The sequence below is a fragment of the Mycobacterium sp. NGS33 genome (assembly GCF_059812885.1).
Genome location: NZ_JCALDN010000016.1, coordinates 78,441 through 100,455, shown reverse-complemented (window position 1 = coordinate 100,455; position 22,015 = coordinate 78,441). Strand labels below are relative to the sequence as shown.

Here is a 22,015-nt window from a genome sequence, read left to right as displayed (position 1 = left end):
GCGCATGCATCTTGACGAGTACATGGCGCTGGATGCGACCGCGCTGGCCGAGCTGGTCGCGCGCAAGCAGGTCACTCCCGCCGAACTCCTCGCGCTGGCGCGACAGCGGGCGGACGCGGTGAATCCGCGGCTCAACGCCATCGTCTGCCGCCTCGACGACGTCGCCGACCGGCAGGCCGCCGACCCCGGACTCAGCGGGCCGTTCGCCGGCGTGCCTTTCCTGATCAAGGACCTCGGCCAGGAATACCGCGGCTTCGCGACCTCGTGCGGGTCCCGCTCGCTGGCCCATGACGTGGCCGACCGGCACGCCCTGGTCACCCAGCGGTTCCTCGACGCGGGCCTGGTGATCTTCGGCAAGACCAATACCCCGGAGTTCGGCGCCAAGGGCGTGACCGAACCCGACTACTGGGGCCCGGCCCGCAACCCGTGGGACACCGGCCATACGCCCGGCGGCTCGTCGGGCGGATCCGGGGCCGCCGTGGCGGCCGGCATCGTGCCGGCGGCGGGCGCCAACGACGGCGGCGGGTCGATCCGCATTCCCGCGGCGTGCAACGGGCTGGTGGGCCTCAAGCCCAGCCGGGGCTTGGCGCCCTACGGACCCCAGACCGGCGAGCTGATGCTGGGCATGGCGACCCAGGGAGTGGTGTCGCGCACCGTGCGCGACAGCGCGGCGCTGCTCGACGCGATCGTCGGGCCCGATCCGAGCGCGGCGTACCGAGCAGCGTTGCCCGACAACCCTTTTGGGGAGCAAATCAAGCACCGGCCGGACACCCTGAAGATCGGGTACTCGGCGCGGTCGGCCATCAACGCGCGACCGCACCGCGAGGCGGTCGCCGCGCTCGAAAAGACGGCGGCCCTCCTGGAGGAGCTGGGCCATCAGGTCGACGAGGTGACGCCCCCCTACGACGACGCCGCCCTGGGTCGCGACTTCTTGACCATCTGGTTCGCCCAGCTCTACCAGCAAGTCGCGGACATCAAGAGGCGAACCGGCGCCCGCGACAACGACTTTGAGGCCGACACCTTGGCCATCGCCGAGCTTGGGCGGTCCGGCGGCGTGCTGCCGGTGATGTCCGCGCTGGAAAACAGGAACGAATACGTCCAGTCCTTGGCGGCGTTCCACGCGAGCTACGACTTCTTTCTGACGCCTACCCTGGCCACCCCGCCGCTGGCGGTCGGGGCCACGACGACGTCGCCCGTGCTACAGCGGGTGGCCCGGCTGGTCAGCAGGGTGCGGGCCGGAAAGCTGATGGGGCTCAGCGGAATTCTCGACGACCTCATCCAGGAGAGTTTGGGGTGGGTGCCCTACACACAGCTCGCCAACCTCACCGGCCGCCCCGCGATCAGCGTGCCGCTGCACTGGACCGATGCCGGACTCCCGCTGGGCGTGCAGTTCGTCGGGACGATCGGGTCAGACGGCGACCTGCTGCGCCTGGCGGCGCAACTGGAAGAGGCGCGACCCTGGTCCCACCGGCATCCGGCACCGAGTTAGCTTGCAGTGGAAGCGGTTACGCGGCGGGACCGCCTTCTTCGGGGTTCCGGTGGCCTCGCCACAGGCTGGCGAAGCGCCGGGCGATGTCGCCGAGGCGACCACCCGCGTGCTGCGAAGCCTTGATGCGGCCCAACGCTTCTCGACCCTCGTTCGCATAGTCCTTGACTGATTCGTCGCCTTCCTCGGCGCGCATGTCTGTCTCCAATCCTGTTCGTTATTCCGGCGCCTGACGCTCGGGGGGTTCCGGTGGAGTCAAGCGCTCGGGCGGCTCGTCCGGCGTGAGCCGTTCGGGCGTTTCCGTCGGCGTGAGCCGCTCAGGCGTCTCGCCGGGGGTCCCCGGCTGCACGGGCTCGGAATTCTCCGGCCGCTCCGCCGAAACGGGCCTGAGGCGTGTGTCGATCATGCTCAGTCCTTTGCTCGGCTCAAGGCCGCGTACCCGCCGTGCCCGGGCAGCCAAACGCCCGCGCCGATACCGGATCGATCGCGGCGTCGCTAGCGGCGGACCGAGTCCTTATGCGCCGTGATCGGCGCGGAGCTGGGCGCCACCCTGAGCGGGGTGCCGCCCAGGCTTCCGCGCGCCGTGCGGGCCGTCACCAGCAGCCACGTGAACAGCAGACCCGCATAGGCGACGACCGCGGCCACTCGGAATGCGGGTAGGTGCGTGTGCCCGGTGAGCTGGGAGGTCCCGGTCACGAAGGTCCCGACCCGGGTGTGCGCCGAGGATGCGTCGCGCGGGTTCGCGATGGCCACAGCTGAAAAACCCTACTGCGAGGCCCGAGCAAGCCGCGCGAGCAAGCCGCTGGATCGCCCGCATACACTCCAACAGTGGTCAATCCGGCGCAACGGGGGTCGGCGGTCACCAGGGCGCCGCTGGTCGTCGCCGTTGCCGTCGTCGTGCTGCTTGCCGTCCTCGCGGTACCCATCAAGCAACGCTGCGGTGCACCGGGCCTTTCGTGTGCGTCGGCGGTGGATAACGCCGGCAACGTCCACTTCTATTACGAGGTCGAACCCGTCGCGGTCTACCTCGCCGAGGTCGTCACCGGCGCCAACGTCAGGCTCTTCTACTCCTCGGGGGAGGACCTGGTCAAAGCCCGATAGCCGGCGCGCGCGTTTGCTGGGCGGTCCGATGCGAGAGTGGTCCGCCGGCCCGTATCCGGCCGGTAACAACTTCGGCTCGATCCCCGCCGCGGCGTGGCCGGCCCGAGACCGTCCGGAGACCGTGGCGCCCGCGGCGGGGCAAAACGCGCTGGTAGGGCGAGGATAGCGGCGGCGAAACGCCTCCGCCCGGGTCGGCGGACGCGGTCCCACCGACCCTGTGACGGGTGCTCTCGATTGGGGGCTTCACAGCAAGCTACCGCATACTTGTCACCATGCTTGAAGCGACATCGCCGCAAAGCACCGTTGCGGTGCCGGGTGATGTGCTGGGCGTGGGCAGAGGTTTGTGATGGCCCGCTCGGGCGGCGCGCATCGCCGTCATCGAGCCGTCCGTCAACCCTCCCGTCTCCGCAAAGGGCTGACGCGCACCCTGGGCGCGCTGGTCTCCGTGGCGGCCGTGGGGCTGACCGGGGCCGGGTATTACGTGGCGCACGGCGCGCTGGGTGGCATCACGGTGTCGAACGCCCTGCAGCCCGACGACCCGCGGTCTACCGGCGACAACATGAACATCCTGCTGATCGGGCTGGACTCGCGTAAAGACCAGGACGGCAACGACCTGCCCAACTCGATCCTGAAGCACCTGCACGCCGGCGACTCCGACGACGGCGGCTACAACACCAACACGATGATCCTGGTGCACGTCAGCGCCGACAACAAAGTCGTCGCCTTCTCGATCCCGCGCGACGATTGGGTGCCCTTCACCGGGGTGCCGGGATACAACCACATCAAGATCAAAGAGGCGTACGGGCTGACCAAGCAGTACGTCGCCCAGAAGCTGGCCAACCAGGGCAACGCCACCCAGAAGGAGCTCGAGACCAAGGGCCGCGAAGCCGGGCGGGCGGCGACGCTGCGCGCGGTGCGAAGCCTGACCGGTGTCCCCATCGACTACTTCGCCGAGGTCAACCTCGCCGGGTTCTACGACCTGGCGCAGACCCTCGGCGGCGTCGACGTGTGCCTGAACCATCCGGTCTACGACTCCTATTCCGGCGCCGACTTCCCGGCGGGGCGGCAGCGGCTGGACGCCTCCGAGGCGCTGTCGTTCGTCCGGCAACGGCACGGCCTGGAAAACGGGGACCTGGACCGCACCCACCGGCAGCAGGCGTTCATCTCGGCGGTCATGCAGGAGCTGCAGGCCTCGGGCACCTTCACCAACATCGACAAGCTCAAGAACCTGATGGCCGTCGCGCGCAAGGACGTGGTGCTCTCGGCGGGGTGGAACGACGACATGATCCAGCGCCTGGGCGGGCTGGCCGGCGGCAACGTCGAGTTCCGGACGCTGCCGGTGGTGCGCTACGACACCATCGACGGCCAGGACGTCAACATCGTCGACCCGGCGGCGATCAAGGCCGAGGTGGCGGCGGCGATCGGCGCCGACACGACGACGACCGCGCCGACCACCACCGCCGTGAAGCCCGATCCGGGCACGGTCGTCGACGTGGTCAACGCCGGCAGCATGAGCGGTCTGGCCACCGAGGTGTCCCGCGCCCTGAAAAAGAAGGGCTACACCCCGGGCCAGGTCCGCGACCGCGAAACCGGCGACCCGACCTCCACGACCCTCGAGTACGGCGCCGGCGCACAAACCGATGCGCTCAATCTGGCCAACCTGCTCGGCGTGGACGCACCCAAGCAGCCCAGCTCCACCGTGCAGCCCGGACACATCCGCCTCACCGTGGACACCAATTTCTCGATGCCCACAGCCGACGAGACGCAGATGGACGACAGCACGAGCACCAGCTCCACCACCACGTCGACCAAGGCCAAGAGTTACTACTACAACGGCACGACCACGACGTACCCGACGCCCGATCAGGGCAAGCCGATCGACGGCGGCGGCGTGCCCTGCGTCAACTAGCCGTCAACCAGTCGTCAGGCAGCGCGGTGATCGCAAACGCGGCGGAGCCGGGTGCAGGGTCGCCGCCATCAAGCGTGGGTGCCACCGTCGATGCGGATCTCGGTCCCGGTGATGAACGCCCCCTCGTCGGACACCAGCATGGCGATCACCCCGGCGACGGCGGTGGGCTCGGCCATCCCGGTACCGCTGGATTCGACGGCGGTGGGCAGCACCGGCATCAGCCTCGAAAACAGTGACCAGTCAGCGTCTTTGGGAATGTATCCGCCCGTCGCGTCGGTGATTCCGGACTTGATACTGCCCGGCGCCACGCACACCGCGCGCAGGCCGTCCTTGGCGTATTCGAGCGCCAGCGAGTGGGTGAAGGCCTGAATGCCGCCCTTGCTCGCGGCGTAGGCGGCCATATAGGGGTGGGCGAACGAGGCCGACGTGGAGCTGAAGTTCACGACCGCGCTGCGCGAGTTCTTCAACAGGGACGCAAGCGCCTCCCGGACCACCAGGAAGGTCCCGGTCAGGTTCACACCGACGATCCGATTCCACAGCTCGAGGCTGGTCTCGTGGGTGTGCGCGGCGCGCAGGATGCCGGCGGCGTTGACGAGCGAGTCGAGCCCACCCAACTGCTCGACGGCCACGCGCACTCCGTCGATCACCGAATCCTCGCTGCCGACATCCATCGGCACGGTGGTGAGCCGGTCGGCGGTGCCGGCCTCGTCAGCCCGCGCCCGGGTGGTGTCCAGGCCGTCGGCGGCGATGTCGGAGGCCGCGACGGCGGCGCCCTCGTCCAGCAAGCGCAGCGCGGTGGCCTGACCGATGCCCGACGCCGCGCCGGTCACCAAAATCCTTTTGCCTTCAAGCCTTTTCATGTGTTCCTCCCGGCTCATACCACTCCGCGCAGGGCGTCCTGGCCGAACATCTGCACCATCATCGAGGAGTAGTCGGGTCCGCGGCGCAAGATGTGGCCGCCGTCGACGTTGATGCACTGGCCGGTGATCCAGGCGGCCGCGTCGCTGAGCAGGAACATCGCCAAATTCGCGACGTCCTCGACCTCACCCACCCGGGGCAGCGGCGTGCACAGCGCGTAGTCCGCGCTGATCTCGGGCGACTGAATCACGCTTGCGTCAACGAGATCGGTGCGAATCAGGCCGGGGCGGATGCTGTTGACCCGCACCCACGACTCCCCGAGTTCGTCGGCTGCCAGCATCATCATGTGGTCGATGGCTGACTTGGTGACGCCGTACGGGCCGAACCACCGGTGGGTGTTGCTGGCCGCGATCGAGGAGATCCCGATGAACGACCCGCCACCGCCCCGCACCAATTCGCGCCCGACGTGCTTGAGCACGTACATGGTGCCGTTGATGTTGAGGTCGACGGTGTTTCGCCATGCCTCCGAGTCGGTATGGGTGATCGGCCCGACGGTCAGCGAGCCACCGGCGCAGTGCACCGCCCCGTGCAGCCGGCCGTGCCACGCCGTCGCGGCGTCGACCGCGCGGGCCACCTCGTCCTCGTTGGTGACGTCCGTGGGCTCGTAGCGGATCGCGCCGCCGTTGGCGGCCAGCGGCTCGATTTCCTCGACGGCGCCCGCCAGCCGGTCCGGGTTGCGGCCGACGATCATGACGGAGGCCCCGGCCGAGACCAGGCCGGCGGCCACGCCCTTGCCGATTCCGCTGCCGCCGCCGGTGATCAGATAGGTCCGGTCTTCGAAAGATAGCTGCACGCGAGGCCCTCTCAAACTGGAACAGGTTCTAGCTATAGAAGCATGTCCCCTCGGGGCGAATATCGCTACCCCCGGTCTCGTTAGGGCCTTCGGCGCGCGACGCTACGGGATGTCGCGGCGGGCCAATTTGGTCGGCTTGGCGTTGCGCCAGTCCTCGACGTCGGGCGGCAGCCCGACGGGATACCTGTTCTCGTTGTGTGCCGCCCAGTGCGCGTGGCCCAGTTCGTGAATGTGGAACGCGTGCCGCAGCGCCTCGGTGAAGCCCATCGCGTCGGAGGCGGCGTTCACCGAATCCTTGATCAGCAGGGCGGCCATCGTGGGCCGCTCGGCGATGCGTCGCGCGAATTCCACTGTCTTGTCGGCTAATTCGTCGACGGGGAAGACCTTGGACACCATACCCAGGCGGTAGGCCTCGTCGGCATCCAGCGCATCACCGGTCAGCAGCAGCTCTTTGGCCTTGCGGGGGCCGAATTCCCAAGGGTGGGCGTAATATTCGACGCCCGGCATGCCCATCCGGACACCGACCACGTCGCTGAACTTCGCGTTGTCGGCGGCGACGATCAGGTCGCACGCCCAGATCAGCATCAGGCCGGCCGAGATCGCGTTCCCCTGCACCTGGGCGATGGTGATCTTGCGCAGATCGCGCCAGCGGCAAGTGTTTTGGAAGAAGTAGTGCCACTCCTGCAGATACGTCTTCTCCGCCACCGGGTCGCGGGTCGCGCCGTTGATGCGGAACGTCGGATGCTGTCCCGCCCCGGGCGCCCGCTCGGCGAGCGCCAACTCAGAGCCGAGGTCGTGGCCGGCGGAGAAATTCTTGCCGCGCGCGGCCAGAATCACCACCCGCACGGCGTCGTCGGCCTCGGCGCGGCCGAACGCCTCGTCGAGCTGAACCAGCAGGCCGCGGCTCTGCGCGTTGTGCGCGTCGGGCCGGTTGAGCCAGATTCGGGCGATGAGACCATCGTCGAGAGTTTCGTAGGCCACCAGCTCCTCGGCGCCGGCGTTGGCCGCCTGCGCGCCGGCTTGCTCGGAGAGAGTCATTCCGCCCACCTCGCTTGTTGTCCGCTTCGACTTGTTTACACATTACGGCCATTGTGTAACCGGGCCCCCGCTGGGGTGATCCGCCGCCGGCCACGCGCGGACCGCGGTCCTACCCCGAGGTCTCGGGCCGCCGGCCCAGCGGCAGCAGCCGGTGGTCGCGCGTGAACACCAGCCGCACGATGCCCATCGCGACGACCACGGTGGTGGCCGCGACCGACCCCAGGATCAAGAACATCACCACGGCCTGCACCAACACCGCCTGCAGCGGCGGCACCCCGGCCAGGATGAGGCCGGTCATTGCGCCCGGCAGGAACACCAGACCGGTGGCTTTGGTCGTTTCGATCTGCGGAGATATGGCCGAGCGCAAGGCGATTCGCAGATAGGGCGACGCGGCCTGCCCGGAGGGTTGGCCCAGCGCGAGGCGGGCCTCGACCTCGTCGCGTTTGTCGCGCAGCTCGTCGACGAGCCGGCGCGCCACCAGCACCATGGCGGTCATCGAGTTGCCGATCATCATCCCGGCGACCGGCACCAGCGTGCGCCCCTGCAGCGGGAACACCCGCAGTCCGAAGATCACCCCCAGCGTCACCACCGCCGCGCCGGCGAACGCGGCCACGGCCAGCGGCGCGAACCGCGGCACCTCGGGCGCCCTGCGCCGGGCGACATCCCCGGCGTAGGCCACCATCCCGGCGACCCACGCCCACGACCACCACAGCGACCGGCCCGGTTCGAACAGCAGCGTCAGCGCCCCGCCGACGAGCAGCAGCTGCACCAGCGCGCGCGCCGCGGCCCACACCAGCTGCCGCTCCAAACCCAGCCGCCGCCACAGCGAGATCCCGGCCGCGAAGGCCACCAGGATCAGCGAGGTCGCCAGGCCCAGCCAGCCGACTTGACCGTTCATCACGCCACCGAGCCGTCGCCGGGCCGGGAGGCGACCGGACCCAGGCCGAGGCTGCGACCGCACTCCAGGCGCAGGACCCGGTCGGCGGCCCTGGCCACCTGCGCCGAGTTATGGGTCACCCACAGGGCCGGGGTGCCGTCGGCGGCCAGTTCACGCACCGCGCGCTCGATGACTTCGGCCGCCTCGGTGTCGACGGCGGAGGTGGGTTCGTCCAGCAGCAGCACCTGCGGCCGGGCCATCAAGGTGCGGGCCAGGCACACGCGTTGCGCCTCGCCGCCTGAGAGCCCGGCGACGTCGCGGTCCAACCACGATCCGGTCAGCGCGACCCGGGCGAGCGTCTCGCGCATCCGCGCGTCGGGCGCGTCCGGGTCCGCGGCCCGCAGGTTGTCGGCGACGGTGCCCGGAAACGGCGTCGGACGCTGGAAGCACATGCCCACCCGGCGCCGCAGCCACAGCGGGTCGAGCCCGGCGATGTCCGAGCCGTAGAACGACACCCGCCCGCTGGTCGGCAGCTCCAGCCGGTTGCACAGCCGCAGCAGGGTCGATTTTCCCGAGCCGGACGGCCCGAACACTGCCGTCACGCCGTGAGCCGGGATGGCGGCGGTCAGCCCGTTGAGGGCGCGCACGCCTTGGCGTTCGACGGTCACGTCGAGGAACTCGAACACCACGCCGTTATCGGCGTCCTGATCGGCCACCCGCTTATCCTGCATCACCGCGGCGGCCGCCGATCGCGTCTTCGCGAGCGGCGCGGCGAACCCCTGCAAACCACCCATAAACCCCGCCGGAGGCCGGTAGCTGGTGAGACGGGCTGCGACCGGTCGGCGGCGTCGCCTACAGTTAAGTCATGCCTACAAAATCTGATCCTGGCGAAATCGGCGACGTCGAACCGGTGGCCGACAGCACGGCGAGCCAGGCCAGGCGGGTCGTCGCGGCCTACGCCACCGACGCCGACGAGTGCCGGGTGTTCCTGTCCATGCTGGGTATTGGACCTTCGAAACTCGACGCATAAATGTCTCCCGGGGGTGGGCGAAGCTCGAAGGCGGCCAAGTATGGGAACTCCGACTTCGTCGTAGTCGCCAACCGGCTGCCGGTGGACCAGGAGCGGCTTCCCGACGGCACCACGGCGTGGAAACGCAGCCCCGGAGGATTGGTCACCGCCCTCGAGCCGCTGCTGCGCCGCCGGCGCGGGGCGTGGGTCGGCTGGGCCGGGGTCGTTGAGGAGGACACCGATCACGATGACGAACCGATCGTCCAGGAGGACCTGGAGCTCCGGCCGGTCAGGCTGAGCGCCGACGATGTCGCCGAATACTACGAGGGGTTCTCGAACGCCACGCTGTGGCCGCTGTATCACGACGTCATCGTCAAACCGATGTACCACCGCGAATGGTGGGACCGCTACGTCGACGTCAATCGCCGCTTCGCCGAAGCCACCTCCCGCGCCGCCGCAAAAGGCGCGACGGTCTGGGTGCAGGACTACCAGTTGCAGCTCGTGCCCAAGATGCTGCGCGAACTGCGGCCCGACCTGATCATCGGCTTCTTCCTGCACATCCCCTTTCCGCCGGTCGAGCTGTTCATGCAGATGCCGTGGCGAACCGAGATCGTCGAGGGTCTGCTCGGCGCCGACCTGGTCGGGTTCCATCTGGCCGGCGGCGCGCAGAACTTCCTGTTCCTGGCCCGGCGGCTGATCGGTGCCAACACCTCGCGCGGGGCGGTCGGGGTGCGGTCGCGCTACGGGGAGGTCGAACTGGACTCCCGCGTCGTTCGGGTGGGCGCCTTCCCCATCTCCATCGACTCCACCGCGCTGGACCAGGCGGCCCGCCACCGCGACATCAAGCACCGCGCCCGCGAGCTCCGGGCGGAGCTGGGTAACCCGCGCAAGGTGCTGCTGGGCGTCGACCGGCTCGACTACACCAAGGGCATCGACGTTCGCCTGAAAGCCTTCTCGGAGCTGCTCGCGGAGGGCCGCGCCAAGCGCGACGACACCGTGCTCGTCCAGCTGGCGACACCGAGCCGCGAACGGGTGGACAGCTACCAGCAGTTGCGCAACGACATCGAACGCCAGGTCGGCCACATCAACGGCGAGTACGGCGAAGTCGGGCATCCCGTGGTGCATTACCTGCACCGGCCGGTCCCCCGCGATGAACTCATCGCGTTCTTCGTGGCCGCCGACGTCATGCTGGTCACTCCGCTGCGCGACGGGATGAACTTGGTCGCCAAGGAGTACGTCGCCTGCCGCAGCGATCTCGGTGGCGCGCTCGTGCTTTCCGAATTCACCGGCGCCGCCGCCGAACTGCGCCAGGCGTATCTGGTCAATCCGCACGACCTCGAAGGCGTCAAGGATTCGATCGAGGCCGCGCTCAACCAATCCGACGAAGAGGGACGCCGCCGGATGCGGTCACTGCGCCGCCAGGTATTGGCTCACGACGTCGACAGGTGGGCAAGGTCGTTCCTCGATGCGCTCGCCGAATCACGGCCCGGCGGCGCCGATTAGCGCGCATCCGCCAAACCTTGTGGTGTTGACGCCCGAACGCTGTGATACTCAGGTGCAGGTTCGCACGCGAAGGAGGGGCATCGCATGAAGCTCCGTCACGGCATAGCCGCCGGTGCCGGCATCTTCACGGCAGTCGCGGTGGGAATCGCACTGCAGTCCGGTGAACCGGCCAAGGCGATCGGACCACCGGCTGACGGCACTTACAACTTCAATGAGGCGGGCGTGTCCGGGGTTACCTGGACCATCTCGGCGCTCTGTGATCAGCCCTCGGGCACCCGGAACATGAACGACTATAACGATCCGATCGTGTTCGCGATGAACTGTGCGCTGAACATCGTGAGTTCGACGCCCGAGCAGATCAGCGCCGTGGACAAGCAGCAGAACTTCAGCGGCCGGGCCCGGATGTCCAGCATGCTATGGACTTTCAAGGTCGACAAGCCCGACGGTGTGGCATGCCGTGGTGGCGGCACCGGACCCACCACCGAAACCTTCGCATTCAGCGACGAGACGATGAGCGGCACCCACACCACCATGCATGGGCCGGTGTGCGGCCTGCAGCCGGAGATGAAGAAGCAGCCGTTCTCGCTGTCGCTGATCGGCCCGCCACCCAGTCCGGTGCAGCGTTACCCTTTGTACTGCAACGGCATTGCGATGTGCTACTGACGTCGATCGATTGCGGCGCGGCTAGATCGGCTAGATGGGCGTGATGTAGGCGATCAGCCACTGCTTGCCGACTTTCTTGAAGTCGACCCGCAACCGGCTGCCGTCATACAACGGCTGGCGTGACTTGTCGGTCACCGTGCGGTTCATGAAAACCATCACCGATGCAGATTCCCGTTTGGCCGACATCACCCCCACGCCAACGACATTGGCCTGCACCACCACTTCGCGCTTCTTGGCCTCGGGGATGATCTGGTTGTTGGCGCTCTTCTGGAACTCCGCGCGATAGTCCGGGGTCAGCAGCGGATACGCCGCCGACAGGCTCCGTTCGACGGTTTGGTAGTCATAGGCGAAGACCTCCGGAATCTCCTTGGCGGCCAGGCCGGGCAACACCGCCCGCGCCGCCTGCTCGCCGCGTGTCTGCACCCTGTCCCAGTACATCCAGCCGGCCACCGCGGACAGCCCGACGAACGCCACGGCCAGGAGGTAACCCGCGACGACCAGCAGCCAACGGCGCCATCGCATCAATTGCCCCCGTCGGGATACTTCAGGTCGTAGCCGCTCATCTTGCCGGCGTCGTCTTCGTGGACGATCACACGCAGCCGGTAGGGCATGGACGGCTTGTTGACGCCATCGATGTCGGCGACCGTGACGCGCACCGACACCAGGACAGATGCGTTATTGGTAACGGCGTCAACGCCTTCCAATGCGGCGCCGTTGATGACGGCCTCCGACGTCGCATTGGTGGAGCGAAAGAGGGCCTTGAGATTCTCGGCGTTGTTGTTGGCACCGAGCATGCCGCGCAACGGGCCGCTGGTGCCGTTGATGAACCGGTTCACGCTTTCGTCGATGTTGTCCTGCTTGTAGCTGAACATGTTGACCACCGTCTGGGTGGCGGTGTCGACGAAACGCTGATCGCGCGCCTGCGCCGAGGTGGCGTGGCGCTGCTGAACCAACAGCGCCGCCACGCAACCGACCAGCGCCCCGACTGCGAGCAGTGCGGCCGCGAACGAGATCCACCCCACCAGGGCGCGGTGCGGCTGCCGTCGCGGCGGCGGCTTGATGGACTTGAGGGCCTTGACCGGTTTGGGCGGCGGCTTCGGCGCGGGCGCAACGTCGGTCCGGACAGTGACGTCCTGGGCGGACTCGCCCTTGGCCGGACCCGCCGCGCGGGAGGCCCGACGGCGCACGCGTGGTCTGTTCGTTTGTTCGTCTGCCACGGCAGTGTCCATCACATCGGCCTTGGATCAAGCATGAGGTCCACCCAGTTCTCGGCGCCGGAGGTGCCAGTGGCGCCGGCCGCGAAGATACCAGTGCCACCGGCCGGATCGACAAACGCGCCGGTCTTGTCGTCGTAGGTGGCGTAAGCCGGGCCGCTGGCCTGGGGTTGTCCGCCGGGCGGCGGCCCCCACGGCTTCTCCGGGCCCGGGCCCGCCGGCGGCGGGTTGATGCCCTCCGGCGGGGCCGGCGGGGGCAGCCACTTCGGGTACGGAAGCTGCGGCGGCACGGGCGGGACCCCGGGCGGCTGCCAGGAGGTGAAGGGCGGTGGCGGCCCGTTGTCGTTGGGCGGCGGCGGATCGAAGGCCGGCTGCTTGTTGGGCAACGGACCCGGGCCGGGTGCCACACCCGGCGGCGGTGGCCCGACGATGGGCGTGCCCGGATCGGGCTCAGCGCCCGGCGGGATATACGGGAACTTGTTGGGCGGCAACACGTTCAGGCCGTTGGTCACCGGCGTGTCGTACGGCACCGGCGGACCGCGCCACGGGTTGCGGCCGATCGGCACGTAGCCCTTCGGGTCGCGACACAGCTGGATGGTCGGGGCGCGTTTTCCGGGGAATTCCTGGCACGGGTAGTTGCGGGCGCCGCGCACGGTACTGGGATCGTTTTGCGCGGTCTTGCAGTACATGTCCTTCGGCAGCTCGCGCACCGTCTCGTCGGCCGGGGTGCGCATCAACGGCGGTGGCAGGAAGCCGACGGCGCACGGCGGCGGGTCGTTGAGGTCGAGCTTGAAGTCCAGCTTGGCGCCCTCGTCCTGCGGCACCCCTCCGGCTGAGGTGATAATGGCGGCGAACAGCGCGGGCAACACGACCAGCAGTTGCTCGATCGACTTGTGGTAGATGACGCCCACCCGGCCCAGGTTGGCCAGGCTGGCCGCCAGCGCGGGGAAGGACGGCCGGATACCGGAGAACGCCGTGCTGGCCTCGTCGGTCGCCCCCGGTGCAGTCGCCAGCGTCGAACGCAGCTCCGGGTCGGCCTCCCGCACCTCCGAGGTGAACCGCGCCAGCCCGTCGGACAGCGACTTGATGTCGGCGCCGGCGAGGATCTGCGCTTGCAGGAACGGGCCGGCCTGGTCGATCAACTGCGCGGCTTGCGGATAGTTGGCGTTGGCCTCGTCCACCAACAGTCGGGCAGACTCGAACAACCGGGCCAGCTCGGGTCCCGACCCGTTGGTCGCGATGAACGTCTCGTGCAGCAGTTGGCGCAGCCGGGTGTCGCCCAGGCTGTTGGTCAGCGCCTCCGCGCGCTTCAGCAGGTCGGCGACGTCTTGGCCGATCCGGGTGTTCTGCCGATCGATGCGAAACCCGTTGCGCAGCTTGATCATTGCCGGTGTATCCGGTGGCACCAGATCGATGTATTGCTCCCCCACAGCCGATACGCTCTTGACGGTGGCGGTGACATTCGACGGGATGGGCGTCCCACTGTTAAGCCGCATCCGGGCAGTGACGCCATTGGGGTTGAGGCCCACCGACTCCACCCGGCCGACGGCGACCCCGCGATAGGTGACGTTGGCGTTCTTGTACAGGCCGCCACCGGCGACGAAATCGGCTGTGCCCGCGTACGTTCCGAGCCCGTAGGTTGACGGCAGTCGTAGGTAGAACACCCCCATCACGGTGAGCGTGATGACCGTGATGGCGGCGAAGATCGCCAACTGGATCTTGGTCAGCCTGTCATGCATCTGTGCCCGCCCCTACTGTCCCGAAGCCGTGCCGGGCGGAATCTTGAATGGATCCGCCGCCTGTCCGGACAGGTTGGCCAGTTCGCCGGTCAAGAAGTCCGGCGGATTGACGATCTCGTTCATGTGGGCCATGTTCGGGTCGAAATACGCGGTGGTGAAGAACGTCTCTCCAATCCGCCGCAACGTGAGGTCATAGGTGGTGAACACGTTCAGGTAATCGCCTCGTACGGATTGCTTGATACCAAAGTTCGGGAACGGGAAGGTGAGCAGTAATTGCAGCGACGTGATGAATTCATTTCGGTTGTCGTTAAGCGCCTTGACGACCGAATAGAGGCCCTTGAGATCCTCAGCAAAATCGACCTTAGTTTTCGCTAACACTCGCGACGTAACCGTAGCCAGCTTCTTAAGCGCGGCGAACGCCTCGACAATGTGCTCGCGATTCTTATTTAGGACCTGAATCGCTTCGGGCAGGGTGTCTAGCGCGCGCCCCAGGTTGTCTTTATCGTGCGCTAGGCTCGCCGAGAATCGGTTCAGGCCGTCGACCGCGTTGATGATGTCATTGACCTGCCGGTTGAGCCCAGCGGTCAGTTCAGCCAGTCGGGGCACCAGGTCGACGAATTGGTTCTGCCGGCCCACGACCGCCTGATAGGTCTCGTCGGTGATCTCTTCCAGGGCGCCGACATTGCCCTTGTTCACCACCACACCCAAGGCTGACAACACCTCCTCGGTGGTGGGATAGCGACCGGTGTTGGACTCGGAGATCTTCGATCCGTCCTTTAGCCGACCGACGGCCGGCTTGTCCTTCGGGCGCGCCAGGTCGACGTGCATCGAACCCAACAGCGACGTCTGCGCGATTGTCACCGTCGAGTTGGCCGGCAGCACGACGTTCTTGTCCAACGCCAATTTCACTGCCGCGTAGAAGGACCCGTCCGGGCGTTGCACGCCCTGGATCCCGGAGACACTGCCGACGGTGACGTCGTCGACCATGACCGGCGAGTTCTGCGGCAGCGTTGCCACGTCGGGCAGATCGACGGTGATCGAGTACGCGCCATCACCATGCCCAGCGGTGCCCGGCATCGCCAGCGAGTTCAAGCCGTTGAATTGGCAGCCGGCCAGCAGCATACTGCCGGTCGCCAATCCGCCGGCACGCAACCACATCCGGTTCATTTAGCCGCCCCCCTAGTTACCCTGCGGCGGCGACGCCGGCCTCGGCGGCGGTCCGGGAAGCGGCCCGAAGGCACTCCCTGGCGGAAGGGCGGGGCCGGCATTTCCTAAAGCGGGGCCCGGAGCCTGGCTCGTCTGAGGAGCCTGCGGAACCAGCAGCGCCTGCAGATCCGCGGGGTCATGCGGTTGCGGTGTATCAGAATGGCCGGCCGGAATCCAGGTGAGATCTGGAACTGGGGTCTGCGACTTCGCCTTCGTCTCCGGAGTGTCATAGATGATCTGGCCCTTATAGGCGGTGATCGTGTTAAGGGGATGGAACATGATCGGTGGGTAATTGACGGTAAGTCGGCGCAGCACCGGTCCTAGCCGCTCGCGGCAGAGTTCGGCGCGCCGGAAGTAGTCGGGCGCGCGTGGCCCGGCCGCCGTTTCGAACGACCCGCCGCAGATGAATTGCACCGGGTTGGCGAATTCCGGGATCGACAGCAGGCCGTTAAGCGTGCCCTGCGCGGGGTCGTAGATGTTGTAGAAGTTCGCGATGCCCGGGCCCGCCACGTGCAGCACCTGCTCGATGTTGTCACTCTGGTCGCTCAGCGTCTTCGCAAAGTCGTTGAGGTTGTTGACCGTATCGATGATGGTTGAGTTGTTCTCGTGCAAGAACCCGCGGATGTCGGACAACGCCTGGTTGAGTGTGCTCAGCGTCGTGTCGAGGTGACGGGAGCTGTCGGCGAGCACCTGGGAGACGGAGGCGACGTTGCCGGCGAACTGCACGATCTGTTCGTTGCTGGCGGAGAGCGCGCTGACCAGAACCTGAAGGTTTTTGACGGTGTTGAAGATGTCGCTCCGCGAATCCCCGAGCCGCCCAGCGGCTTGCGAGAGTTCGCGCAACGCGTTGTGAAAAGAGTCGCCGTTGCCGTTGAAGGTGTCCGCGGCTTGGTCGATCGCCCGGCCCAGGGGCCCCTGCATCGATCCCGTGGTGGGGCCGAGCTGCACGGCCAGCTTAGTCAGCGACTCTTTGACCTCGTCCCATTCCACCGGAACGCCGGTGCGGCCTAGGCCGATACTGCCGCCGTCGGGCAGCACCGGCCCGCCGGTGTAGGCAGGCGTGAGCTGAATAAACCGGGCGGCCACCAAGTTCGGCGACATAATGATCGCACTCGCGTCCTTCGGGATCTTGACTTCTTTGTTTACCGCCATCGTGATCTTGACGTCGGATGGACGCGGTTCGATCGTGCTGATGGTGCCGACCGGCACTCCAAGCACGCGGACCTGGTCACCGGGGTAGAGCCCGACGGCCGACGTGAAGTAACCGGCAATACTTCGCGAATTGCCGGTAGAAGACAGTACATACACGCCACCCACCAACGCCGCGATTAGCGCGATGGCGGTGCTGTAGCGCAGCCATCGGCTGCCGGAGATACGCTGCATCATGGCGACTTCGGCCTAATGATCCAGCGCTCTTGGATGAGGCCGCGCAAATAGTCGGCCAGGCTGGCCGGCAGCTTGCCGGGCTGATAGAAAAAGTCGAACACCGTAGCGACCAGGGGTGCGGGTAGAACACTGTAGACGTTTACGTTGAACCCCGGCCCCGAGCCGACAACTTCCCCCAGTGTCGTTGCGTAAGCAGGGAGGCGCTTTAACGCCTCGGTAATGTAGTCGCGGCGTTCATTCAGGTTGTCTAGGACAAGGTTCAGCTTGTTGAGCGACGGGCCGAATTCCTTGCGGTTGTCGGCGACGAAGCCGGAGATCTGTGCCGACAGGCCTTGGATCCCCGAGATGAGCCGGCCGAGGGCGGCTCTGCGCTCGTCGAGCGCGGCGAACAGTTCATCGCCGTCGTCCACCAACTTGTTGACTTGTTCGGCGCGCTGGGCCAGCACACCGGTCACCGACTTCGCGTGTGCCAGTAGGCTTTGCAGCGCGTCGTCGCGGCGGTTCAGGGTGCGCGACAGCGTCGTCAAACCCTCGAGCGCACCTCGCAGTTTGGGAGTGGCGTCGTGCAGCGTGTCGGTCAGCACGTTCAAGGCCTGCTCGAACTGGGGCTTGTTCAGGTTGTCCGCGTTTTGACCCAGGTCCTCAAGCGCGCCGGCCAGCGTGTACGGCGTGGTCGTGCGGCTGAGCGGGATGGTGGTCCCCTTGCCGCTGCCCGCTGGGGTCACCGCGATCGAACGCTCGCCGAGGATCGTGTCGGTGCGGATCGCGGCTAGCGACTGATCACCGACACCCACGTGGCGATCAACACTGAAGGTGATCTTGGCGCTGTCACCGGCGAGCCCGACCGAGGTGACCTTGCCCACCTTGAAGCCGGAGACGTAGACCGCGTTGCCGGGGTTGATGCCACCGGCGTCGGAGAAATAGGCGTCGTAGATCTTCCCCTGGGGCCAGAATGGTAGGGCCGCATACCCGAACGCGATCATCACTATGCACACCACCAGCACCACGCCGAAGACGCCGGTACGCAGCGGATCGCGCACACGCTCACTCTCACTTGACAAAAGCGCACCTCCCCTTGCTGGGGTCGACCGGGCCGCCGAACGGAATCAAGATGTCGCCTCCAGCCGGACCGTTGATCTTGATCGTCACCGAGCAGAAGTAGATGTTGAAGAACGAACCGTAGGATCCCAGCGCAGCCAAGCGCAGATAGTCCTCGCCCAGCTGCTCTATGTCGTTGTCGACCTCGGCCTTACGATTGTCGATCTCCGTTGCCAGTGGCCGGGTGTTCTCCAGGATGCCCTGCAGCGGACGACGTGAATTCTGCAGCAGCTCAGTCAGGTCCGTCGTTGTAGAGGCCAGCGGCGGGATGACGCCCGCTATGTCGTCCTTGTGCTTAGCCAGCCCGCTGATCAAGTGCTGCAACTGGTCGACACTAGCCGAGAACTGGGCGCTGCGCTGATCGACGGTCTTGAGCACCGTGTTGAGGTTCTCGATTGTGTCTCCGATGATTTGGTCGCGCTGGCCGAGCGCCGATGAAAACGCACTGGTGTCGGCCAGCACGTTGGACAATGCACCGCCCTGTCCTTGCAGCAACTGGATGACGGCGCCGCTGATCGTGTTGACCTTGTCAGCGTCCAGGCCCTTGAGCACCGGCTGCAGGCCGCCGAGCAGCGCGTCAAGGTCCAGGGCGGGCTGGGTGTGTTGGGAGTTAATGGTCGCGCCCGGCGGCAGCTTCCGCAACTCCCCGGGGCCGGAGGTTATCTCCAGATACCGGTCCCCGACCAGGTTTTCGTAACGAATCACCGCCCGCGTGGACGAATAGAGCGTGTAGCGCTCGTCAATCCCGAACGTCACGTCAATGGTGTTGTCCGGGTTGAGCTTGACGCCGGAAACCGCACCGACCGGCACGCCGGCGATGCGTACCTTCTGGCCCGACTTCAACCTCGAGACGTCGGTGAACGTTGCGTGATAAGTGCTTTCGGGACCCAGCCGGAAGTCGCCGAAGACCACCACCAGTGCGGCGGACACCAACAGCATTGCCGCCGCAAAGATGCTGACCTTGATCATCATAGAGCGGTGCGAGGGCATGCTCCCAGCGGCCATCAGAAGTCGTCCCGTTCCGCGAAGGCGCCGTGGAACAAGAACTGCAGCGTCGACGGCGCGTCGACCTGCACCTCCGTGAACGGCTCGTACGGAACGTTCGCGTTATCGGTGACGAGGAAGGGCGAACGATAAAACGAGCCTCCGTTCTGCTTTGTCGGAAGGTCGGGCAGCCCACGGCAATTGGGACCTCCGGAGGCGTTGACTATAGGCAGAGATTCCGGATAGGTGTACGACGGTGAACCTAGGATGAAAAGCGACGAGGTGAACAGGCCGGCCTTCACCGTGCCGATCAAAGGAGCAAACTCTTTCACCCCTCGCGCCACCCCCTTGAACAGGCAGCCGAATTCCGGCGAATAGTCGGCGGCCACCTTCAGCGGGGCCCGCAAGCGGTTGATCGCGTCGATGAAGTCCTGTTCGGCCGGAGCCAGGGAGTCATAGGCGTTGTTCGACAGGCCGATGGTGGCCAACAGCGTGTCGTTGAGGTTCTTCTGCTGATCGACGACCGTCTTGTTGATCGTCGGCAGATTGTCGACGATGGTGGTCAGATCCGGCGCCGCGTCGGCGTACACGTTGGCCACGACCCCGGCCTTGCGAAAGTCCTCCTGCAGGACGGGCAGCTTCGGATTGACCTGGCGCGTCAGGGTGTTCAAGCCCGACAGGATGCCGCCCAGGTCGTCGCCGTGACCGCGCAGGCCTTCCGCGAACGCGCTGAGCGTCCCGTTGAGTTCGACGGGGTCGATCTTGTGCAGCAGGTCCATCAACGACTGGAACAGCGTGTTGACTTCTAGCTGCACTGAAGAGGCCGCGACATGTGCATCCGGGCGCAGCGACGTGGGCGAGGGTGCCTGTGGCGGAATGAATTCCACCCCCTTGGCGCCGAAGATGGTGTTCCCCGCGATGTGCACCGGCGCATTGGATGGAATGAAATGCAGGTCGTCGCTGTTGATTCCGAGCGTAAGCCGCGCCTGGTCCCCGGAGTAGTCAATGGTTTCGACCTTGCCGATCTGGATGCCCCGATACTTGACCTTGGCGCCCTTCTCCATCACCAGTCCGGCTCGGGGCGCAGACACCGTGATGGTGTCGATCGACGCGAATGCGGCTGTGTAGGAAAGGTAGGTCAGCACGGCGAAAGCCACCATCAGGCTAGCCAGCACTGCTGCTGCCAGCCGGACGGTGGTTCGTCGCGTATCTGTTTCTGCCATGTCCTTTTAAGCGGTCCTGTTATCCGGAGAGGTTGAAATTACCGGACGCGCCGTAAACGGCGAGTGAGATGCACAGTGTGATTACGACGACCACGATCAGTGACGTCCGCACAGCCTGACCGACCGCGATACCGACGCCGACCGGACCGCCGTGCGCGTTGTAGCCGTAATAGGTATGGACCAACATCACCGCGATGGCCATCACTATGGCCTGCAGGAACGACCACAACAGGTCCGAGGGGATCAGGAACGTATTGAAGTAGTGGTCGTATAGACCTTTGGACTGTCCGTTGATGTACACCGTGGTGAAGCGGGCGGCAAAGAACGCGGCGAGTACCGACAGTGAATACAGCGGAATGATCGCGATGAGCCCGGCGATCAACCGGGTGGAAACCAGGTAGGACACCGACTCCACCGCCATACACTCGACGGCATCGATCTCCTCCGACACCCGCATGGCGCCCAGCTGCGCCGTGGCACCGGCGCCGATGGTGGCCGCCAGCGCGATACCGGCGATCACCGGCGCAACTACGCGAACATTGAGGAACGCCGACAGGAAGCCGGTCAGCGCCTCGATACCGATGTTACCCAGGGAGGAATAACCCTGCACCGCGATGACCCCGCCGGAGGCCAGCGTCAGGAATGCTGCAACGCCCACCGTGCCGCCGATCATGACCAGCGCCCCGGCGCCCATCGTCATTTCGGCGATCAGCCGGACTGTCTCTTTGCGGTATCTGGTGATCGCGTGGGGGACTTGACGCACCGTTCGGCCGTAGAACAAGGCCTGCTCACCGAAGTCGTCGACCGGCTCCTGCAACCGGGAGGCGAGATTGCGCAGCCGAAAGCCAACGTCGTAGCTCATCGAGTACTCACTTCGCCGAGATTCGCACGCCGATGGCGGTCATCACCACGTTGATGACGAACAGACAGATGAACGCGTACACGACTGTCTCGTTCACGGCATTACCCACGCCCTTGGGTCCGCCCTTGACCGTCAAGCCGCGGTAACAACCGACCAGCCCGGCCATCACGCCGAAAAGCAACGCCTTGACCTCGGCGAGAACCAGCTCGCGCAGCCCGGTCAACACCGTCAACCCGTTGATGAACGCACCGGGGTTGACGCCCTGCAGGAAGACGGAGAACACGTAGCCACCGGCGAGGCCGATCGCGCACACTAGGCCGTTGAGCAGCAGCGCAACCACGGTGGACGCCAGCACCCGGGGAACGACGAGCCGCTGGATCGGGTCGATGCCGAGCACCCGCATCGCGTCGATCTCTTCGCGGATCGTGCGGGCACCAAGATCGGCGCAGATCGCGGTGGCACCGGCACCCGCCACCACGAGCACCGTCACCACCGGCCCGAGCTGGGTGATGGTGCCGAAGGCCGTTCCGGCGCCAGACAAGTCGGCTGCTCCGATTTCGCGCAGCAGGATATTCAGCGTGAACGCCACCAGCACGGTGAACGGGATGGACACCAGCAGCGTGGGCACCAGCGACACCCGAGCGATCATCCACGTCTGTTCCAAGAACTCGCCCAATTGGAATGGCCGGCGAAAAGTCTCGCGGCCCGTATCCATCATCATTTCGAAGAATCCGCCGACGGCGCGGGCGGGGACCGCGAGTTGTTCCCTCAACGCGGTTCCCCCTCGGTTTAGCCTCGGCGAAGTCTATGTGTGGCCTTTGCCGCTCTACGGTCGCACGGGGCTCGGTGTGAGCCGGAACATATTAACTCAGAACGCGTTCACCGTGTCAATGAACAGTGCTTCTTTGTCCGAACCGTTAATTCGGCTGGTCATAAGCACTTGTCGCATGTCAAACTGAAACACGTTCTACCTGGTGATTCCCCGTAATCGACCACCCGCCGGCGG

22 protein-coding genes and 1 pseudogene are annotated in these 22,015 nt (G+C 66.3%); 6 read left to right on the top strand and 17 right to left on the bottom strand.

Annotation, left to right across the window (positions count from 1 at the left end):
• Window positions 1-4: 4 nt before the first annotated feature.
• Complete coding sequence (locus AC5Y5B_RS20610) at window positions 5-1,489, top strand: amidase (RefSeq protein ID WP_112632226.1); 1,485 nt, start codon at window positions 5-7, stop codon at window positions 1,487-1,489.
• 16 nt (window positions 1,490-1,505) lie between these two features.
• On the opposite strand, the gene AC5Y5B_RS20605 is transcribed toward AC5Y5B_RS20610, so the two are convergent.
• Complete coding sequence (locus tag AC5Y5B_RS20605; protein ID WP_165821759.1) at window positions 1,506-1,682, bottom strand: hypothetical protein; 177 nt, start codon at window positions 1,680-1,682, stop codon at window positions 1,506-1,508.
• A gap of 299 nt (window positions 1,683-1,981) precedes the next feature.
• A pseudogene (locus tag AC5Y5B_RS20600) lies at window positions 1,982-2,194 on the bottom strand (C4-dicarboxylate ABC transporter); the annotation flags it as partial.
• Between the two features lie 120 nt (window positions 2,195-2,314).
• Between AC5Y5B_RS20600 and AC5Y5B_RS20595 the strand changes: the two are divergent.
• Complete coding sequence (locus AC5Y5B_RS20595; RefSeq protein WP_112632225.1) at window positions 2,315-2,587, top strand: hypothetical protein; 273 nt, start codon at window positions 2,315-2,317, stop codon at window positions 2,585-2,587.
• 346 nt (window positions 2,588-2,933) lie between these two features.
• Window positions 2,934-4,496 carry an LCP family protein gene (locus tag AC5Y5B_RS20590; protein ID WP_112632224.1) on the top strand — a complete coding sequence of 521 codons (1,563 nt, stop codon included), beginning with the start codon at window positions 2,934-2,936 and terminating at the stop codon, window positions 4,494-4,496.
• Between the two features lie 68 nt (window positions 4,497-4,564).
• Here the strand turns inward: AC5Y5B_RS20590 and AC5Y5B_RS20585 are convergent, their stop codons facing one another.
• The 5 genes from AC5Y5B_RS20585 to AC5Y5B_RS20565 all read right to left on the bottom strand — a co-directional run bounded on the left by AC5Y5B_RS20585 (window position 4,565) and on the right by AC5Y5B_RS20565 (window position 8,907).
• Window positions 4,565-5,356: an SDR family NAD(P)-dependent oxidoreductase gene (locus AC5Y5B_RS20585; RefSeq protein WP_500006218.1), complete on the bottom strand. Its 792-nt coding sequence runs from the start codon at window positions 5,354-5,356 to the stop codon at window positions 4,565-4,567.
• Window positions 5,357-5,370: 14 nt separating this feature from the next.
• Complete coding sequence (locus AC5Y5B_RS20580; protein ID WP_112632223.1) at window positions 5,371-6,207, bottom strand: SDR family oxidoreductase; 837 nt, start codon at window positions 6,205-6,207, stop codon at window positions 5,371-5,373.
• Window positions 6,208-6,309: 102 nt separating this feature from the next.
• Window positions 6,310-7,245 carry an enoyl-CoA hydratase gene (locus tag AC5Y5B_RS20575; RefSeq protein WP_112632222.1) on the bottom strand — a complete coding sequence of 312 codons (936 nt, stop codon included), beginning with the start codon at window positions 7,243-7,245 and terminating at the stop codon, window positions 6,310-6,312.
• 109 nt (window positions 7,246-7,354) lie between these two features.
• Complete coding sequence (locus AC5Y5B_RS20570) at window positions 7,355-8,143, bottom strand: ABC transporter permease (RefSeq protein WP_500006217.1); 789 nt, start codon at window positions 8,141-8,143, stop codon at window positions 7,355-7,357.
• Entirely contained in the window at window positions 8,143-8,907 is a 765-nt protein-coding gene (locus AC5Y5B_RS20565; RefSeq protein WP_205869057.1) for an ABC transporter ATP-binding protein, read from the bottom strand. Before AC5Y5B_RS20565 ends, AC5Y5B_RS20570 begins: the two co-directional genes overlap by 1 nt.
• Window positions 8,908-8,987: 80 nt before the next feature.
• Here AC5Y5B_RS20565 and AC5Y5B_RS20560 point away from each other — a divergent pair, with 80 nt between their 5' ends.
• The 3 genes from AC5Y5B_RS20560 (at window position 8,988) to AC5Y5B_RS20550 (ending at window position 11,297) form a co-directional block, all read left to right on the top strand.
• Window positions 8,988-9,152: a hypothetical protein gene (locus AC5Y5B_RS20560; RefSeq protein WP_112632220.1), complete on the top strand. Its 165-nt coding sequence runs from the start codon at window positions 8,988-8,990 to the stop codon at window positions 9,150-9,152.
• Window positions 9,153-10,634 (top strand): alpha,alpha-trehalose-phosphate synthase (UDP-forming), encoded by a 1,482-nt coding sequence (locus AC5Y5B_RS20555; RefSeq protein ID WP_112632219.1) that lies wholly within the window; start codon window positions 9,153-9,155, stop codon window positions 10,632-10,634.
• 84 nt (window positions 10,635-10,718) lie between these two features.
• Window positions 10,719-11,297: a hypothetical protein gene (locus AC5Y5B_RS20550; protein ID WP_112632218.1), complete on the top strand. Its 579-nt coding sequence runs from the start codon at window positions 10,719-10,721 to the stop codon at window positions 11,295-11,297.
• Window positions 11,298-11,327: 30 nt separating this feature from the next.
• On the opposite strand, the gene AC5Y5B_RS20545 is transcribed toward AC5Y5B_RS20550, so the two are convergent.
• From AC5Y5B_RS20545 to AC5Y5B_RS20500, 10 genes are read right to left on the bottom strand one after another with little or no spacing between them, the layout of a single operon-like run.
• Window positions 11,328-11,819, bottom strand: coding sequence for an Rv1363c family protein (locus AC5Y5B_RS20545; protein WP_112632217.1), 492 nt, complete (start codon window positions 11,817-11,819; stop codon window positions 11,328-11,330).
• Window positions 11,819-12,526, bottom strand: coding sequence for an Rv1363c family protein (locus AC5Y5B_RS20540; RefSeq protein WP_112632216.1), 708 nt, complete (start codon window positions 12,524-12,526; stop codon window positions 11,819-11,821). Before AC5Y5B_RS20540 ends, AC5Y5B_RS20545 begins: the two co-directional genes overlap by 1 nt.
• Window positions 12,526-14,250 (bottom strand): virulence factor Mce family protein, encoded by a 1,725-nt coding sequence (locus AC5Y5B_RS20535; RefSeq protein ID WP_112632215.1) that lies wholly within the window; start codon window positions 14,248-14,250, stop codon window positions 12,526-12,528. Before AC5Y5B_RS20535 ends, AC5Y5B_RS20540 begins: the two co-directional genes overlap by 1 nt.
• Window positions 14,251-14,262: 12 nt before the next feature.
• Window positions 14,263-15,417, bottom strand: coding sequence for an MCE family protein (locus AC5Y5B_RS20530; RefSeq protein ID WP_112632214.1), 1,155 nt, complete (start codon window positions 15,415-15,417; stop codon window positions 14,263-14,265).
• 12 nt (window positions 15,418-15,429) lie between these two features.
• Complete coding sequence (locus AC5Y5B_RS20525; protein WP_112632213.1) at window positions 15,430-16,842, bottom strand: virulence factor Mce family protein; 1,413 nt, start codon at window positions 16,840-16,842, stop codon at window positions 15,430-15,432.
• Window positions 16,839-17,903 carry a virulence factor Mce family protein gene (locus tag AC5Y5B_RS20520; protein ID WP_112632212.1) on the bottom strand — a complete coding sequence of 355 codons (1,065 nt, stop codon included), beginning with the start codon at window positions 17,901-17,903 and terminating at the stop codon, window positions 16,839-16,841. The genes AC5Y5B_RS20525 and AC5Y5B_RS20520 overlap by 4 nt, the downstream gene beginning before the upstream one ends.
• The gene (locus AC5Y5B_RS20515; protein WP_112632211.1) at window positions 17,893-18,945 is read right to left on the bottom strand and encodes an MCE family protein; all 1,053 of its coding nucleotides are present in this window, start codon (window positions 18,943-18,945) and stop codon (window positions 17,893-17,895) included. Before AC5Y5B_RS20515 ends, AC5Y5B_RS20520 begins: the two co-directional genes overlap by 11 nt.
• Window positions 18,945-20,147 carry an MCE family protein gene (locus AC5Y5B_RS20510; RefSeq protein ID WP_112632210.1) on the bottom strand — a complete coding sequence of 401 codons (1,203 nt, stop codon included), beginning with the start codon at window positions 20,145-20,147 and terminating at the stop codon, window positions 18,945-18,947. Before AC5Y5B_RS20510 ends, AC5Y5B_RS20515 begins: the two co-directional genes overlap by 1 nt.
• 19 nt (window positions 20,148-20,166) lie before the next feature.
• On the bottom strand, window positions 20,167-21,009 hold the full coding sequence (locus tag AC5Y5B_RS20505; protein WP_112632209.1) for an MlaE family ABC transporter permease: 843 nt from the start codon (window positions 21,007-21,009) through the stop codon (window positions 20,167-20,169).
• A 7-nt stretch (window positions 21,010-21,016) separates the two neighbouring features.
• Complete coding sequence (locus AC5Y5B_RS20500; protein ID WP_112632208.1) at window positions 21,017-21,781, bottom strand: MlaE family ABC transporter permease; 765 nt, start codon at window positions 21,779-21,781, stop codon at window positions 21,017-21,019.
• Window positions 21,782-22,015 lie beyond the last annotated feature (234 nt).

What these genes read in the sequence shown, in the direction of transcription:
- AC5Y5B_RS20545 (WP_112632217.1), bottom strand. Translation starts at nt 11,819, where the DNA reads ATGCGATGGCGCCGTTGGCTGCTGGTCGTCGCGGGTTACCTCCTGGCC.
- AC5Y5B_RS20590 (WP_112632224.1), top strand. Translation starts at nt 2,934, where the DNA reads ATGGCCCGCTCGGGCGGCGCGCATCGCCGTCATCGAGCCGTCCGTCAA.
- AC5Y5B_RS20560 (WP_112632220.1), top strand. Translation starts at nt 8,988, where the DNA reads ATGCCTACAAAATCTGATCCTGGCGAAATCGGCGACGTCGAACCGGTG.
- AC5Y5B_RS20575 (WP_112632222.1), bottom strand. Translation starts at nt 7,245, where the DNA reads ATGACTCTCTCCGAGCAAGCCGGCGCGCAGGCGGCCAACGCCGGCGCC.
- AC5Y5B_RS20605 (WP_165821759.1), bottom strand. Translation starts at nt 1,682, where the DNA reads ATGCGCGCCGAGGAAGGCGACGAATCAGTCAAGGACTATGCGAACGAG.
- AC5Y5B_RS20530 (WP_112632214.1), bottom strand. Translation starts at nt 15,417, where the DNA reads ATGAACCGGATGTGGTTGCGTGCCGGCGGATTGGCGACCGGCAGTATG.
- AC5Y5B_RS20610 (WP_112632226.1), top strand. Translation starts at nt 5, where the DNA reads ATGCATCTTGACGAGTACATGGCGCTGGATGCGACCGCGCTGGCCGAG.
- AC5Y5B_RS20510 (WP_112632210.1), bottom strand. Translation starts at nt 20,147, where the DNA reads ATGGCAGAAACAGATACGCGACGAACCACCGTCCGGCTGGCAGCAGCA.
- AC5Y5B_RS20550 (WP_112632218.1), top strand. Translation starts at nt 10,719, where the DNA reads ATGAAGCTCCGTCACGGCATAGCCGCCGGTGCCGGCATCTTCACGGCA.
- AC5Y5B_RS20525 (WP_112632213.1), bottom strand. Translation starts at nt 16,842, where the DNA reads ATGATGCAGCGTATCTCCGGCAGCCGATGGCTGCGCTACAGCACCGCC.
- AC5Y5B_RS20585 (WP_500006218.1), bottom strand. Translation starts at nt 5,356, where the DNA reads ATGAAAAGGCTTGAAGGCAAAAGGATTTTGGTGACCGGCGCGGCGTCG.
- AC5Y5B_RS20505 (WP_112632209.1), bottom strand. Translation starts at nt 21,009, where the DNA reads ATGAGCTACGACGTTGGCTTTCGGCTGCGCAATCTCGCCTCCCGGTTG.
- AC5Y5B_RS20540 (WP_112632216.1), bottom strand. Translation starts at nt 12,526, where the DNA reads ATGGACACTGCCGTGGCAGACGAACAAACGAACAGACCACGCGTGCGC.
- AC5Y5B_RS20535 (WP_112632215.1), bottom strand. Translation starts at nt 14,250, where the DNA reads ATGCATGACAGGCTGACCAAGATCCAGTTGGCGATCTTCGCCGCCATC.
- AC5Y5B_RS20555 (WP_112632219.1), top strand. Translation starts at nt 9,153, where the DNA reads ATGTCTCCCGGGGGTGGGCGAAGCTCGAAGGCGGCCAAGTATGGGAAC.
- AC5Y5B_RS20515 (WP_112632211.1), bottom strand. Translation starts at nt 18,945, where the DNA reads ATGGCCGCTGGGAGCATGCCCTCGCACCGCTCTATGATGATCAAGGTC.
- AC5Y5B_RS20570 (WP_500006217.1), bottom strand. Translation starts at nt 8,143, where the DNA reads ATGAACGGTCAAGTCGGCTGGCTGGGCCTGGCGACCTCGCTGATCCTG.